General features: G+C 70.7%; 11 protein-coding genes. 2 read left to right on the top strand and 9 right to left on the bottom strand.

Annotation, left to right across the window (positions count from 1 at the left end):
- Window positions 1-43: 43 nt before the first annotated feature.
- From QQM39_RS28000 to QQM39_RS27970, 7 genes are all read right to left on the bottom strand, one after another.
- Complete coding sequence (locus QQM39_RS28000; protein WP_302000327.1) at window positions 44-2,356, bottom strand: UvrD-helicase domain-containing protein; 2,313 nt, start codon at window positions 2,354-2,356, stop codon at window positions 44-46.
- Between the two features lie 69 nt (window positions 2,357-2,425).
- Window positions 2,426-3,199 carry a zf-HC2 domain-containing protein gene (locus QQM39_RS27995; RefSeq protein WP_302000326.1) on the bottom strand — a complete coding sequence of 258 codons (774 nt, stop codon included), beginning with the start codon at window positions 3,197-3,199 and terminating at the stop codon, window positions 2,426-2,428.
- Window positions 3,200-3,258: 59 nt separating this feature from the next.
- A complete protein-coding gene (locus QQM39_RS27990) occupies window positions 3,259-3,780 on the bottom strand; it encodes a sigma-70 family RNA polymerase sigma factor (protein WP_010039908.1) in 522 nt (173 codons plus the stop codon).
- Between the two features lie 319 nt (window positions 3,781-4,099).
- On the bottom strand, window positions 4,100-4,696 hold the full coding sequence (locus tag QQM39_RS27985) for a CGNR zinc finger domain-containing protein (RefSeq protein WP_302000325.1): 597 nt from the start codon (window positions 4,694-4,696) through the stop codon (window positions 4,100-4,102).
- Window positions 4,697-4,966: 270 nt separating this feature from the next.
- A complete protein-coding gene (locus QQM39_RS27980; RefSeq protein WP_302000324.1) occupies window positions 4,967-6,118 on the bottom strand; it encodes a uroporphyrinogen-III synthase in 1,152 nt (383 codons plus the stop codon).
- A gap of 164 nt (window positions 6,119-6,282) precedes the next feature.
- On the bottom strand, window positions 6,283-7,665 hold the full coding sequence (locus QQM39_RS27975) for a NarK/NasA family nitrate transporter (RefSeq protein ID WP_302000323.1): 1,383 nt from the start codon (window positions 7,663-7,665) through the stop codon (window positions 6,283-6,285).
- A gap of 199 nt (window positions 7,666-7,864) precedes the next feature.
- The gene (locus tag QQM39_RS27970) at window positions 7,865-8,938 is read right to left on the bottom strand and encodes a hypothetical protein (RefSeq protein ID WP_302000322.1); all 1,074 of its coding nucleotides are present in this window, start codon (window positions 8,936-8,938) and stop codon (window positions 7,865-7,867) included.
- A 327-nt stretch (window positions 8,939-9,265) separates the two neighbouring features.
- Between QQM39_RS27970 and QQM39_RS27965 the strand changes: the two genes are divergently transcribed.
- Window positions 9,266-9,415, top strand: coding sequence for a hypothetical protein (locus QQM39_RS27965; RefSeq protein ID WP_302000321.1), 150 nt, complete (start codon window positions 9,266-9,268; stop codon window positions 9,413-9,415).
- Window positions 9,416-9,608: 193 nt separating this feature from the next.
- Here QQM39_RS27965 and QQM39_RS27960 read toward each other — a convergent pair whose 3' ends face one another.
- Together QQM39_RS27960 and QQM39_RS27955 are read right to left on the bottom strand one after the other, a co-directional pair.
- Window positions 9,609-10,412, bottom strand: coding sequence for a phosphatidate cytidylyltransferase (locus tag QQM39_RS27960; RefSeq protein WP_302000320.1), 804 nt, complete (start codon window positions 10,410-10,412; stop codon window positions 9,609-9,611).
- The gene (locus QQM39_RS27955) at window positions 10,409-12,190 is read right to left on the bottom strand and encodes a histidinol-phosphate aminotransferase family protein (protein WP_302000318.1); all 1,782 of its coding nucleotides are present in this window, start codon (window positions 12,188-12,190) and stop codon (window positions 10,409-10,411) included. The genes QQM39_RS27960 and QQM39_RS27955 overlap by 4 nt, the downstream gene beginning before the upstream one ends.
- A gap of 1,008 nt (window positions 12,191-13,198) precedes the next feature.
- Here QQM39_RS27955 and QQM39_RS27950 point away from each other — a divergent pair.
- Window positions 13,199-15,598, top strand: a complete 2,400-nt coding sequence (locus QQM39_RS27950) for a proprotein convertase P-domain-containing protein (protein ID WP_302000317.1) — start codon at window positions 13,199-13,201, stop codon at window positions 15,596-15,598.
- Window positions 15,599-15,674 lie beyond the last annotated feature (76 nt).

Below are 15,674 nucleotides of genomic sequence, written 5' to 3'. Positions count from 1 at the left end.
CCCGCACCGCGAGTTCGTTTTCCTGCCGCCCACGATGACCCGATCAGTCCCTCAGCAGGTCCGGCACCCCGGTCGCGTCCGGCTCGTCCCGCTCCCCGGACACCACCGTCAGCTGCTGGGTGGCCCGGGTCAGCGCGACGTACAGCACGCGCAGGCCGGCCGGGGACTCGTCCGCGATCTCCGCCGGGGAGACGACGACCGTGGCGTCGTACTCCAGGCCCTTCGCCTCCAGGCTGCCGAGCGCCACGACCCGGTCGCCGAGACCGGCGAGCCACTTGGCCGCCTCGTCACGCCGCTGCATGGCGACGACGACGCCGACCGTGCCGTCGACGCGGTCGAGCAGCCGCGCGGCCTCCTCGCGGACGGTGTGCGCGAGGGAGTCCCGTACGACGGTGCTGTGTCCTTTGTTCGTTGTCACGAAACGAGGCTCGACGCCGGTGGAGCGGACCGCCGACGGGGACTGCGAGCCCGGCATGGCGAGGGCCAGCACCTTCGCCGCCAGCTCGGCGATCTCGGCCGGGTTGCGGTAGTTCACGGTGAGCTGGAAGCGGCGGCGTGGACGGGAGCCGAGCGCCTCGTCGCGGGCCTGGGCCGCCTCGTCGACGTCGGACCAGGAGGACTGGGCCGGGTCGCCGACGATCGTCCAGGTGGCGTGCCGGCCGCGGCGGCCCAGCATGCGCCACTGCATCGGCGTGACGTCCTGGGCCTCGTCGACGATGACATGGGCGTACTCGACGCGCTCGGCCGCCAGCCGCTCGGCGCGCTCGCGCTGCGACTCCTCGCGGACCGGCATCAGCTCCTCCAGGCCGGTGAGCTGGTCGAGCGGGTCCAGCTCGCGCTTCCGCTTCGGGCGGGCCGGGCTGCCGAGGATGGCCTGGAGCTCGTCGAGCATGGCGATGTCGTGCACGGAGTGGCCGTCCCGCTTGAGCGAGCGGGCGACCTTGCGGACCTCGCCGGGGTTGAGGATCCGGCGGGCCCAGCGGCCGAGCCGCCGATCGTCGGCCATCGCCTCCAGCACGGCCTTCGGGGCCAGCTCCGGCCACCAGGCGTCGAGGAAGGCGATGAAGCTGTCCTCCGAGGTGACGTCCTCGTCGAAGGAGGAGCGCAGTTCGGCGGCGAGCTCCGGGTCGGAGTGGCGGGTGGCGCCGCCCGACTGCGCCCACAGGGCGTCGAGCAGCAGCTTGCGGGCGCGTGGGCGCAGCAGGTTCACGGGTGCCGTACCGCCCAGGGCGTTGCGGCGGATCCGCTCCAGCTCGGCCGCTTCCAGTTCGAGCCGGCGGCCGAAGGCGACGACCCTGAGCCGGGCCGGCGAATCGTTCAGCTCCAGGGCGCCACGGGCCGCCTTCCGCAGCACCTTGAGCATGCGGTACGAGCCCTTGGCGCGGGCCGTGGCCGGGGAGTCGTACAGCGTGGCCTCGGCTCCGTCGACGAGTGAGCCGATCGCCCGGATGGCGACCTGGCCCTCCTCGCCCAGCGACGGGAGCACGCCCTCGGTGTACGCCACCAGCAGCGGGGTCGGCGAGACGATCAGGATGCCGCCCGCGTACCGGCGACGGTCCTGGTAGAGGAGGTAGGCGGCGCGGTGCAGCGCCACGGCCGTCTTCCCTGTCCCCGGCCCGCCCTCGACGTACGTCACGGAGGCGGCGGGGGCGCGGATGACCAGGTCCTGCTCGGCCTGGATGGACGCCACGATGTCCCGCATGGTGTGGCTGCGGGCCTGGCCGAGGGCGGCCATGAGGGCGCCGTCGCCGATGACGGGCAGCTCGTTGCCGCCGAGGAAGGCCTTGAGCTCGGGGCGCATCAGGTCGTCCTCGACGCTCAGCACCCGGCGCCCCTTGGAGCGGATGACCCGGCGCCGTACGACCCGCCCCGGATCGACCGGGGTGGAGCGGTAGAAGGGGGCCGCGGCCGGGGCCCGCCAGTCGATGACCAGCGGGGAGTAGTCCTGGTCGAGTACGCCGATGCGGCCGATGTGCAGGGTCTCGGCGATGTCGGCGGTGTTGTCGTCGCGTACGGCACCCTCGGCGGGCTCGACGGCGGTGTAGGCGCCGTCGGGTCCCTTCTTGCCGTCCTTGCCGAGGAGCAGGTCGATACGGCCGAAGAGGAAATCCTCGAACTCGTTGTTGAGCCGGTTGAGGTGGACACCGGCCCGGAAGACCTGTGCGTCCCGCTCGGCGAGTGCGCCGGGCGTGCCGACCTGGCCGCGCTTGGCCGCGTCGTTCATGAGGAACTCCGCCTCGTGGATCTTCTCCTCGAGCCGTTGGTACACCCGGTCCAGGTGTTCCTGTTCGACGCCGATCTCTCGGTCTCTCAAGGAGTCTTCGAGCGCGGTTTCCTGTGGAGCCTGAGCGGCCACCGGGCCCCCTTCTGACGTGCTGGGCAGCCGTCAACCGTACGCGAAGGGGACCCGGAAAAGCTACGGCGACTACACGTCGACCTCGACCAGCTTGTCCCCGCCCTGCTCCACGACCTCGAACTTGTCGATCTGGTTCGGGCTCGGCGCGGCGCCGCCACCGATGTACAGGGGCTGCTTGGACTGCTCGGTCTTGCCGTCCGGGAGGCCGTAGCCCCACTTGCCGACGGACCAGGAGGACACGGTCCAGCGCTCGCCGTTGGTGCCGACGGCGATCAGGGAGCACTTGAGCGGGCCCTTGACGCCTTTGAGTTCGAGGAAGGCCGAGGTGCCCCAGTCCTTCTCCTCCATGGCGACGGTCGCGCTGACGCCGGTCGCGGCGTCCTTGCCCGACACCTTGGTTTCCATGGAGTCGAAGATCTGCTTGGCGGAGCTCGACAGGACACGCGGCTGGTCGCTGCCTCCGGATTCACCACCGCCGGCGGCCATCGCGGCGAACGGACCGCCGACGATCAGCGCGGCGGCCGCGGCCACCATGTAGAAGCTGCGTCGGCGCTTCTGGGCGCGGCGCTCGGCGACCTCGTCGACGAGCTTGTTCACCAGACGCGGGCTGGGCTTCGCCGACAGGGACTCGCCGATCGCGGGCGAACCGGAACCCGGCAGGTCCGCGAGCGCGGCCAGCATCGGCTCCATCCCGGCGAGTTCGTCCAGTTGCTGGGCGCACCATTCGCAGGTCGCGAGGTGGGCCTCGAAAGCGGTTGCTTCGGCGTCGTCGAGAATCCCGAGGGCATAGGCACCGACGGTTTCGTGCTCGCTCGGGCCCGGATGTCCCTGCATGGGGCTCATGGACCCAGACATACCCGAACCGCCCATCCCGAATCCCTGGTTTCCCCCGTAAACACTCATCACGCCGTCACCCCCCGCTCCTCCAGAGCAAGCTTCATCGACCGCAGGGCATAGAAGACCCGTGAGCGAACGGTGCCACTGGGTATGCCCAGCGTCTCGGCCGCCTCATTGACGGTACGCCCCTTGAAGTACGTCTCGACCAGGACCTCCCGGTGGGCGGGGGTCAGGTCGTCGAGTGCGTCCGACAGCGTCATCAGCCACAGCGCCTTGTCGATCTCGTCCTCCGCGGGGATGACCTCCAGCGGCGACGGATCGACCTCCTGCGGCCGGGCCTGCCGGCTGCGGTGGCCGTCGATGACGATGCGCCGGGCGACCGTCACCAGCCAGGGGCGTACCGATCCGGTCGCTCGATTGAGCTGTCCGGCGTTCTTCCAGGCACGGATGAGCGTCTCCTGCACGACGTCCTCTGCTCGTTGCCGATCACCGGCGACCAGTCGAAGGACATACGCGAGGAGGGGTCCGGCGTGCTCTCTGTACAGCGCACGCATCAGCTCCTCATCAGGTTCCGAGGGCTGGGACATGCGATGTCGGGCCCTCGATCCACGTTCATTGGCCACGACGGAATCCTTGCGCACGCCCACCTCCGATGTCCGAGGGTTCCCCCAGTCGGTCGCTCGACTACCCGTACGCAAGCGGTCGGTTGAGTGTTCAAAGCGATGCGACAGTTTTCTTCGGAGTGACCTGACGAGCGGGACATGGCGGCACATTCCCACCGTGCGATCTTTACATTTCCACCACATCGACAAGATCGAGCCGCCGCTTCCCTACGGGCGCGTAGGTAAACGGCATGTAATCGAAATCACTTCGACAGCCGCTCCACAGAAGCCGCATAACGGACCGTCAGGTGCGGGCGAGGGCGGCGCGACGACGGTGCCGGGCGACCCTTTCCCGATTCCCGCAGACCTCACTGGAGCACCAGCGCCTCCTGCGCCCGCGGGACGAATCGAGATAAACGATCGGGCAGTTGTCGCCCTCGCACTCCCTCAGCCCGGCCCGCGCGACCGGATCGGTGAGCAGTTCCACGGCGTCCCGCGCGATGGCGCCGAGCAGCGCGGCGCACTCGGGCGGATGATCCAACTGCCTCACGAGGGTGCCGTCTTCACCCCGTACGGCACGGGGGGCCGGGGGCGCGGTGCGGGCGATGTCGTTCACGTGGGCGAGCGCGATGTCGTACGACGGCCAGGGCTCGGGGGCGATCCCGCCGCGCACCAACTGTCCGATACGTCCACGCAGTTCGCGGAACCGGACGAGCCAGGAGGCGTCGGCGTGGGCCAGCGTGGTGCCCGGCGGGACGAGCCCGACGCCGGTGATCCAGGCGCACAACACCTCGACGGAGTCGAACCGTTCCTCGGGGTGCGTGGTCGCGAGGAGATCCAGACAGATCCGCCCGGCGTCGAATCGCAGCTCGTAGGCGTCCGTGACCGTACCCAGTGCCATGTGCCTGTCACCGCCTAGGGGGTCACCCCGGGAGAACTGGGAGAAGCGTTCCCTCTAACAGTGCCTGCCCGATGGCGAGTCCCGGAACCCCTCGTACCGGACGGCCCCACCTCTCAACGCCGGTCCGGGCATTCCAGCCCGTCCGGCGTTTGAGGACGAGGCCCGTTCAGGGCGGGAGCGGGGGTCTGGTGGCCGCAGGCCCCCAGGGGGCAAGGTCGAAGGGGCAGCGCCCCCTTCAAGGATGGGACGGGTAGGGGCGGCGGGGGCGGCTCACGTGTCCGCGTACTTCGCGTCCGCCGCCGGATCCAGGGCCAGCCGGTACCCCCGCTTCACCACCGTCTGGATCAGCTTCGGCGCCCCCAGAGCCGTACGAAGCCGCGCCATCGCCGTCTCCACCGCGTGCTCGTCCCGCCCCGCACCCGGCAGCGCGCGCAGCAGCTCCGCGCGGGGCACCACCCAGCCCGGCCGGCGGGACAGGGCCCGCAGCAGGGACATGCCCGCGGGCGGCACGGGGCGCAGTACGCCGTCGACCAGGACCGCGTGCCCGCGGATCTCCACCTGGTGCCCGGCGATCGGCAGGGACCGAGCCCGGCCGGGCAGTTCCTGGCACAGCAGCTGGACCAGCGGACCGAGCCGGAAGCGCACGGGCTGGACGGTGTCGACGCCGAGTGCCTGCAGGGGCAGCGCGGTGACCGGGCCGACGCAGGCCGGGAGGACGTCGTGGTTGAGGGCGGCGAGCACTTCGGGAAGCAGCCCGCGCTCCTCGGCCCGCGACAGCAGGGACGCCGCGGCCGGGGCGCTGGTGAAGGTGAGGGCGTCCAGGCCGCGCGAGACCGTGGCGTCCAGCAGACGGTCGACGGGGCCGATGTCCTCCGGCGGCAGCCACCTGTAGACGGGCACCCCGAGCACCTCCGCTCCCGCGGCCCGCAACGACTCCACGAACCCGGGCAGCGGCTCACCGTGCAGCTGGATGGCGACCCGGCGCCCGTCGACGCCCTCCTCCAGCAGGCGGTCCAGTACCTCGGCCATGGACTCGCTGGACGGCGACCACTCCTCCGTCAGCCCGGCGGCGCGTACCGCGCCCTTGACCTTCGGTCCGCGCGCGAGGAGCTCGACCCCGCGCAGCCGTTCCAGCAGGTCCTCACCCAGTCCCCACCCGTCGGCGGCCTCGATCCAGCCCCGGAAGCCGATCGCGGTCGTGGCGACCACGATGTCCGGCGTGCGCTGGATGATCTCCTTGGTGGCGGCGAGCAGCTCGCTGTCGTCGGCGAGTGGCACGATGCGCAAGGCAGGAGCGTGCAGCACGGCGGCGCCGCGTCGCTGGAGCAACGCCCCGAGTTCGTCGGCCCGGCGTGCGGCGGTCACGCCCACGGTGAACCCCGCGAGGGGCCCGTGTTCGGATTGCTGCTGTGTGTCGTACATAACTCTCGTCCCGCACTCGAGTTGTGGTGCCTGCGCCAGGTGGTCCACCGGGGGTGACCGGGAGCGGCTCCTGATCGCACCCTTGGTGGGTACACCTGCATGCCGAGCGAGCCTGTCAACGGTGCGTGACAGGCTCGGTTCGGCTTGATGTCAGCGGTGTTACGTCACACTTCTGCGTAGCTGAGCTGCGGCTTTGCCTCCGAGGCCGATGTGGTGTGCGTCTCCGAGGCGGCCGGGCGGCGAAGGTATACGGCCCAGGTGACCAGGAAGCAGACGCCGTAGAAGGCCAGGAAGGCGCTGAAGGCGCCGGTGCCGGAACCTACGGAGAGGAAGGACTGGCGGAAGGCGAGGTTGATGCCGAGGCCGCCGAGCGCGCCCACCGCGCCGATGAGGCCCATGGAGGCGCCGGAGAGACGGCGGCCGTAGGCGGCGGCCTCCTCACCGGTGAGTCCCTTGGCGAGGGCCTTGTTGTGGAAGATGCCGGGGATCATCTTGAACGTCGAGCCGTTGCCGATGCCGGTCAGGACGAACAGGGCGATGAACGCGATGGTGAACAGCGGCAGCGACTTCTGCATCGAGGCCACGATGATGACGCCGGTCGCGGCGGCCATGGCGACGTAGTTCCACAGCGTGATCTTCGCTCCGCCGAACCGGTCGGCGAGCGAGCCGCCCACGGGCCGGATCAGCGAGCCCAGCAGCGGGCCGATGAAGGTGACGTAGGCGGCCTGCAGTGGCGTACGGCCGAACTGGGTCTGCAGGACCAGGCCGAAGGCGAAGCTGTATCCGATGAAGGAGCCGAAGGTGCCGATGTACAGGAAGGACATGATCCAGGTGTGGGCCTCCTTCACAGCGTCCTTGGCGGCGCCGGTGTCGTTCTTCACCGACGAGATGCTGTCCATCTTGAGCCACGCGAGTACGGCGGCGATCACGATGAAGGGGATGTAGATACCGAGCAGCAGGCGCGGGCCGCCGCTGGCACCGATGACCGCCAGACCGATCAGCTGCACGACCGGCACGCCGATGTTGCCGCCGCCCGCGTTCAGACCGAGCGCCCACCCCTTCTTACGCAGGGGGAAGAAGGCGTTGATGTTGGTCATGCTGGAGGCGAAGTTTCCGCCACCGATACCGGCCAGCATCGCGCACAGCAGGAACGTGGTGAACGACGTCCCCGGCTCCATCACGGCGAAGGCGGCGACGGTGGGCACGAGCAGCAGGCTCGCCGAGATCACCGTCCACAGCCGGCCGCCGAAGACGGCGACGGCGAAGGTGTACGGCACGCGGACGATGGCGCCGACCAGGGTGGCCATCGAGACGATGGTGAACTTGTCGGCGGGGGTGAGCCCGTACTCGGGCCCCATGAAGAGCACCATCACGGACCACAGGGTCCAGATCGAGAAGCCGATGTGCTCGGAGAGGACGGAGAAGAAGAGGTTCCGCTTCGCGACCTTCTCTCCGGTCTCCTTCCAGAACGTCTCGTCCTCGGGGTCCCAGTGATCGATCCAGCGGCCTCCCCTGCTTGCAGCGGGGGCTGTGCTAGGGGCTGTCATGACGCCTCCACGGTACTTCGGGGCTCGGTCGCACTTCGAGTGGCTGATCCCGAAGGTAGGGAGGGCTCGTTTCCGCCCTGTGGCAGCGGGTGACCGGAAAGGAACTTTGCTCTCACCCGGCGGGGAGGGTGGATGAGAGGTTGTGTGCGTCCCTACATGCGGCGTCCCTATATAGGGGCGCGATGCGGGGACGGCGGTGTCAGGGCTGCGGGGGCTGCCAGTGGGGGTTGTGCTGGGGGTTCTGCTGCGGGTAGGGCTGTGGCTGGCCGTACGGCTGCTGGGGCTGGTGTGGCGGCTGGTGCTGTGGGTGCGGCTGCGTCTGGTGCTGTGGGTGCGGCTGCGCCTGGTGCTGTGGGTGCCGCTGCGGCTGCGGCTGCGGTGTGGCGTACGGGCCCTGGGGCTGGGGGGCACCGTAGGGGCTGGGGGCGGGCTGGTCGCCGTACGGGGGGAGGGCGGCCGCGGGCTGAGCGGGATAGGGACCCGGGGCTGCGGGCTGAGCGGCGGGGTACGCCCCGGGGGCGGCGGGCCGGCCGGGGGCGGGGTACGCCCCGGGGGCGGCGGGCCGGCCGGCGTACGGCCCGGGGGCCTCCTGGCCGTAACCGGCGGGGGCGCCCGGGGTGGGAGCGGCAGCCAGGGGCTGGTTGCCGTACGGCCCGGCGGCGAAGGGCTGCCCGGGCAGCCGGGTGCCCGGCGGCAGGTAGCGCACCCGCCCGGACTCCTCGGTGAACGGCATGAACCCGGCGGACCGCAGCCGGGCGGCGAACTTGGCGTTGCGCTTGCGGTTGACGAGGAAGACCACGCCGAGGATCGCCATGAAGAACGCCCATGTGAGCAGCGCCGCGATCCAGGCGGAGGCGTCCCCGCCGAGCCGCACCCCGAGGATCCCGGCGCCGAGGGTGACGCCCACGGCGGCGTAGCCCGCCCGCTTCTCGGCGTTCTTGCCGGTGAGGTCGAAGTTGATGCGGGCCTTGAGAAGCTCGAAGGCGTCCGGCACGAGGGGTGGCACGGAGACCCCGTCGTGGGCGTTCGGATACTGCGCCCGGTTCTGCGCGGCGCGGGCGCGGGCCTGAGGGCTGGGGTCGGGCGCGATCATCATGATGAGCGCGCCGTTGCGCCCGGTGCTCTGCCGTACGTCCAGGTACTCGTACCCGAACTGCTGGGCGACGACGGCGAGTTTGGCGAGCTTCTTCACGGAGGCCATGGGGCTGGTGAGCTCGACGGGCCCCCCGCTCGCCATCAGCTGCAGCATCTTCTGCACTTGCCGCTTGCTCATTGCCGTCCGCTCCCCACCGACCACCTGGGCCACTCGGCCCACCCCGTTCACTTGGGCAACGTCGTCAGTGTTCCACGGGGGTCTGACAGTCGGGGCCTGGGTGGGCGTGCTTCACGGGATCTTGGGGGAACCTTGCCGCGGGGATGATGTGCACGCGAACAAGGTCATTGCTCGTGGCGGGTGAGCGGTGGATCACTGAGGAATGGCCCGCATTGCAGCCTTGGGTGCGCCATCGGGTCCCCACGCGGCCAGGGCGAGCCGTGTGCTGCGGATGCCCATCTGCGCAAGGGCATCGCCGGCTCCGGCGGCGGGGTCAGCCTCGCATCCTTGGGCAACGCCGGAAGTTCGGCCGACGGCCTCGACAGCGAGTACGGCGCCTCGGGATGGGCGGTCACCAACTTTCCGCTGCTGATGGGGTCCGGCACAGAGGTCATCGCCCCGGCGAGTTCCTGGAAGACACGCATCGCCATCGGGTGACGCCCACGACCGCAGAAACGGTCCAGGGCCATGGCCCGGCTCGGCCCGGCCCGGCTCGGCTCGGCTCGGCTCGGCTCGGCTCGGCTCGGCTCGGCTGGAGGGTGACAGGGGCTCGCCCTCCGCGTCAGTCCTCCGTCAGTCCCTCGTCAGTCCCTCGTCGCCGTCTCCGCCGCCCGGCCGGGGGCGATGAGGGTCAGCCCAGGACAAGCAGGACTGCCAGTGCGATGAGCAGTGAATCGATCCTGTCCAGCAGGCCGCCGGAGCCGGGTAGCCAGCGGCCGGCGTCCTTGGCCTGCGCTCCTCTTTTGATCATGGATTCGAGGAGGTCGCCGGCCGGGCCGCCGACCGCCACCGCAACCGCCATCGGCCAGCTCGGCGTGGACAGCACGGCGAGCACGCCGAGGCCGGCCGCTGCCCCGGCCAGAGTGCCGCTCCACCGCTTGGCCGGTGACAGGGGCGACAGCCGTGGCCCGCCGAGCCGTTGACCGGCGAAGTACGCCGTGATGTCGGCGATCGAGACCGCGACGAACAGCGCCAGCGCGCTCGCCCCGAGCGGCACGAGCGCGGCCAGCACGCTCAGCCAGGCCAACCCGAGCAGACCGGCGCCGAGCCGGTGCAGGCCATGGTCGGCGTCGCCGGCCAGGAGCGGCACCGCGGCCACCGCGAGCGCCCCGACGGCGGCCACCCGGAGCACCTGTCCGGGCGCCAACCAGGTGGCCAGCACCACGCCTGTCACCGCCACGGCCAGTACCGCCCGGTCTGCCCGGCCCAGCCTCATCAGCCCGCCGTACTCCATCACCGCGATCACCGCGGCCACGATGGCGAGGGCCGCCGCGCCCGGGCGGCCCAGCAAGAACGCACCGGTGACCAGTGGCACTCCGACCGCCCAGGCGCACCACCGGATCAGCAGCTCACGACGCCGGGACGCCGCCGCCGCGATGCCGCCCAGCACCAGCGCCCCACCGAGGTAGGGCACCAAGGAGTTGACGGTGATCACCGAGCGGAGCCAGCTGCGGGAACTGACTGAGGCATCGGAACGGGCGAGGTCGAACCCGGCCTCAGCGCATCCAGGGCGGCCCGGCACGCGGCCACAATGCGGGCGTTCTCGGCGGTGTCCCTGACCGCGATGCGCACGGTGCGTCCCTGGTACTCCGCCGACAACGGCGACAGGTCGCGCAGGTATACGTCGTGGCGGCGGCACTCGCTCACCAGTTGTGCGGCGCTCGGCCCGGCCGACGGCAGAGTCACGGTCAGGAAGTTCGCCACGGCCTCCTCGACCGTCAAGGTGTCGTCCAGCCCGGCCAGGTCGGCGGCCAGCTGCCGCCGTAGCGCATGGGTGCGAAGCCAGCGGTCGCTGTAGTAGGCAGGGTCGCGCAGGGCTGCCACCGCGGCCAGTTGCGCCGGCAGGCTGACCGGCCAAGGTGGTGTCCATCGGCGCAGCCGCGCCGCGGTGACGGGCTCGGCCACCAGGTACGCGGCCCGCATGCCGGACAGCGCATACATCTTCGACAGTGAGCTGCAGACCACCACCCGCGGGTCCGTTGCGGCGAGGTCGGCCAGCGACTCGGTGATGCCGACGTATCCCAGGTATGCCTCGTCGATCCACCAGCGGGTTCGGGTCGGCGCGGCGTCGATCAGGGAGCGCAGCTCCGCGGCCGGCGCGTGGCGTCCGGTCGGGTTGTTGGGGTTGACCACCACCACGAGGTCGTAGTGCTCGGAGCTGACGGCGGCGGCCAGCCGGGCCGGATCGATCCGCCAGCCGTCTTCGCGGCGCAACCGGAGCCGGTCCACCCGGCATCCGATCACCCTCTCCGTGACGTGGGCGTACTCGCCGTAGCACGGGTCTGTCAGAAGCACCCTGCTGTCCGGGGTCAGCCACTGGCCGAACGCCCTGAAGATCAGGTCGGAGGAACCGGCGCCGACCGCGAGGGTCTCCACCGGCAGCGCCCGGGCCATGGCGATTTCCGCCAGCAGACCCTCGGCGCCGGTCGGCGGCGAGGTCCGGGCGGCCCAGGCGGGATCCTCCGCGAGCGCCGCCCGCACGCCGGGGGCCGGCGGGAACCAGGCGTCCAGCACATCGGCCGCGACCACCTGACGGCGCCGGTGCAGACTGCGGAAGTCCGTGCCGATCGCGTCGAACGAGACGCCACCGTGTTCGCAGCCGTCCGGCCGGGGTGCGAACGCCATGTCCAACCGCCAGTCCACGGCGGACCGCAGACGCTCCAGCGTGGCGCCGTACCGGTCCATCGCCAGCTTCGTCAGCTCGGGCACGCCGCCGGTCAGCACCTCGAACGTCACCGCACCGCTGCGGACAGTACGGCCGACCGGGCGCAGCCCGACGGCCAGGTACATGTCGAGCAGCTCGGTGCGCCCCATCGCCACCACCCGGCGACCGCCCCGAGCGGCGATCCAGCGCAGTGCCGCGTACATCAGCAGCGGCGCCGCCGCGGTGGCCCGCCAGCGCGGCTCGACGGTGAGGATGCGCACCTCGAACAGACCGCCCTCGGCCAGCAACGGCAGCTCGTCGCGGGTCAGGTACTTGTCCAGCGCGTACCGCCCCAGCCAGGGCGGAGTGAGACTGACAAAGCCGATTCGGGCCGCTCCTCGCGCCGCGACCAGATAGACGTTGTCGCCGTCCAGCCCGTCGCGAAGCCGCCCGGACGGGTCCGGGACATGCTGGCCCAGCTCCTGTGCGTACACCCGGTGACGCAGTTCGTGGATCCACTCGAGATCCTCCGGAGTCGCAGCACGCAGCTGCAGCAGGTCACGGCCCATCAGCACCTCTCTCGTTGCCTGGCGAGATCCCGGCGAACCCCACGCGTCCTGTGCGAGCGGGGGCTCGCAGGACGCGCCACGTCCATTCCCTCCCGCCCGGAGCGGCCGGGAGGACACTCGGGAGGGGCTGCCGCGCGCCGGGCGACGCGGCAGTCGCGATCCTCGTGGCGAGGGCGCCGGGACCGAAAGGGACGACCACTCCCAGGGTTGCCCGTGGTGAGCGCGAGGAACCGGCGCGGGCGCGGGTGGCTGCGCGGGCGGCAGGCATTCGGCATCGCGGGTTCCTTCGGATCGGGCCGGGGTCGGGTGCTCAACGGTGGACCGGAAAGCGCGCTCAGGCATGAGTACAAGTACTCATCCCTGCACAGGAGTTTCAGAAAATTCCGGAGCTCCCACCCGCGACCCGTCACGGCAGCAGGGTTTCTCACTTTGGCGCGACCGGCGAGAGGCCGCCGCGCCACGACAACTACCTGGAAAATTCCGGCAGTTATGGCCGTCAGGGTGATGGCGGTGCCCCCCAGAACGGCTCTGACCGCCAAGTCGGCGCCCCTGATCCGCGGTTCGCCCTACGAGATAGCCAGTGTGATCGCGATCACATCAATAGGAAATCACCGCTTCTGCTTCACGGACGCGAACGGCGGCCATCGCAAGAATCGCCCCCCTATTGGCCATCGGCTATTGGCTATTGGGTCCAGTTGACAACTTTCGCCGCTGCAACCAAACGGAACCCCTAACTCCCTATATCGGGGCTTGCGAAAGCACTTACAGGGCCTTTACGTTTCCCGGCGATCCATCAAAGGATCTTCAAAGGGGGGATTCAGTGCGCAGAACTGTGCCCCGGCCTGTACTTCGACGCGATACCACGGCCACGTCCTCCTCGGCAGCACCCGCTGACGAGCAAACGCGACTCAGGCATGAAGGCCGGATGGCACATCTCACCGTCTGGCCTTCGGCTTCACCGCCCATCCCCGCGGGCACGACGGTGCCCGCTTCCTCGATGGAGAGAAATTGAAGAGACCCCTGTGGTCCTCCGCGATCATCATGGCGCTGGCCACCGTGTCCCTCGGTGCGTTGCCGGCCCACGCCGCCGTGCCGCAGAGCATCCCCGCGGCTGCCGAGGCAACCACCGACCCGATCGACCCGCCGCTGTACGACGAGACCGCCGACGGCGGCACCGTCCGCGTCAACGTCGTCACCGAGAGCCGAACGGACCTGTCCGGCGCGGCAACCGCCGGTGAGACGCTGCAGACCTTCGACAGCCTGCCGATCGTCACCCTCAAGGTGGACAGCGGCGGACTGGACGAACTGGCCGCCCAGCCGGGCGTGGTCAGCGTGACCGAGGACGTTCCGGTGCCGCCGTCCCTGGACCAGAGCGTCCCCCTCGTCGGCGGTGCCCAGACCGCCGCGGCGGGCAAGACCGGCGCGGGCAGCGCGATCGCCGTCCTGGACACCGGCGTCGCCACCGGACACCCGTTCCTGGAGGGCCGGATCATCGCCGAGGCGTGCTTCTCGCCCGTCGACGCCGAGTACTCCGCCACCAGCCTGTGCCCGAACGGCACCGCGGCGCAGGAGGGTCCCGGCACGGCCGACTCCGAGACCGGGGCGTGCGCGACCATCGCCGGCTGCTCTCACGGAACCCATGTGGCCGGTATCGCCGCCGGTAACGGCGCCGGCGTAGCCGGAGCCCCCGCGCGCGGCGTCGCGCCCGGCGCCGACATCGTCGCCGTCCAGGTGTTCAGCAAGTTCACCTCCGAGGACTACTGCGGCGCCGGCGCCGCTCCCTGCGTGCTCAGCTTCACCAGCGCCCAGATAGCGGGGCTGGAAAAGGTGCTGGAGCTCCGGCAGTCCGGAACCCCGGTCGTCGCGGCCAACCTGAGCCTGGGCGCCGGACGGTACGCCGCCGCCTGCGACAGGGACCCGCGGGGGCTGGCCATCGACGACTTGTTCGACGCCGGTGTCGCCACCGTGGTCGCGTCCGGGAACAACGGCTACGGCGACGCGATCAGCGCACCCGCCTGCATCCCGTCGGCCATCGCGGTCGGCTCCACCACCGACGACGACCAGCTGTCCTCGTTCGGCAACCGGGGCCCGCTGCTGGACCTCCTCGCCCCCGGCACCGCCATCGTCTCCTCCGTTCCCGGCGACGGCTACGCCTCGAAGAACGGCACTTCCATGGCCGCGCCGCACGTGGCCGGTGCCTTCGCGATCCTGCGCGAGGCGTTCCCGGCCAAGAGCGTCGGGGAACTGGAGTCGCTCCTGGAGACCAGCGGGAAGGCCATCACCTACACCGGCGCCACCACTCCTCGTATCGACATCGGCAAGGCGCTCGGCGGAACGCAGCCGGAACCGGAGCCGGAACCCGAACCGGCCACCAAGCCCCGTGCGTCCAGGATCATCAATGACGCGGACTACGTCGTTCCCGACCCCGGCACCGTGGAGTCGCCGATCACCGTCAGCGGCATCTCCGGTAACGCTCCCGGGGCGTTGCAGGTCTCCCTGGACCTCACGCACGAGTGGCTCGGCGAGGTGAAGATCGACCTGGTCGACCCGAACGGCAAGGCGTACGCCCTCAAGACGACGAACGGCACGGACCCCGGCGGCACGCTCAGCAAGACCTATACGGTCGACGCCAGTTCGTCCCCGGCCAACGGGACCTGGAAGCTCCAGGTCCAGGACAGGTCCGCGGGCGCCGACGGCACCCTCGACAAGTGGTCGCTGACGTTCCCCTCGCACGAGAACCAGACCGACTTCACCATCCCGGACCCCGGCACCGTGGAGTCGCCGATCACCGTCAGCGGGCTCACCGGCTCCGCCCCGCAGGCACTGCAGGTGTACGTGGACGCCACTCACGAATGGCGCGGTGACCTGGAGATCAGCCTGGTCGCCCCGAACGGCACGACGTACGCGCTCAAGTCGACGTCCTCGACGGAGACCGGCGGCACCATCCGCCGGCTCTACACCGTCGACGCCAGTGCCTCCCCGGCGAACGGCACCTGGAAGCTCCGCGTCAAGGACACCTCCGCCGGCGCCACCGGCACCCTCACCGGCTGGTCGCTGACGTTCCCCGCCTCGTACGAGAACCAGACCAGCCACACCGTCCCCGACCCCGGCACCGTGGAGTCGCCGATCACCGTCAGCGGGCTCACCGGCTCCGCTCCACAGGACCTGCAGGTGTACGTGGACGCCACCCACGAATGGCGCGGTGACCTGGAGATCAGCCTGGTCGCCCCGAACGGCACGACGTACGCGCTCAAGTCGACGTCCTCGACGGAGACCGGCGGCACCATCCGGCAGGTCTACACCGTCGACGCCGCTGCCTCCCCGGCGAACGGCACCTGGAAGCTCCGCGTCAAGGACACCTCCGCCGGCGCCACGGGCACCCTCACCGGCTGGATCCTGGCGTTCTGAACGATGTTGCAGGAGCACGCCCCCGCACCGTGAGCCGGTGGCGGGGGCGTGCTGTTCGCCGTCGGGCAGGAAGGAG

This window comes from Streptomyces sp. DT2A-34 (assembly GCF_030499515.1).
Classification (GTDB): domain Bacteria; phylum Actinomycetota; class Actinomycetes; order Streptomycetales; family Streptomycetaceae; genus Streptomyces.
The sequence above is the reverse complement of the archived record's forward strand: the minus strand, read 5'-3'. Positions and strand labels throughout refer to the sequence as shown.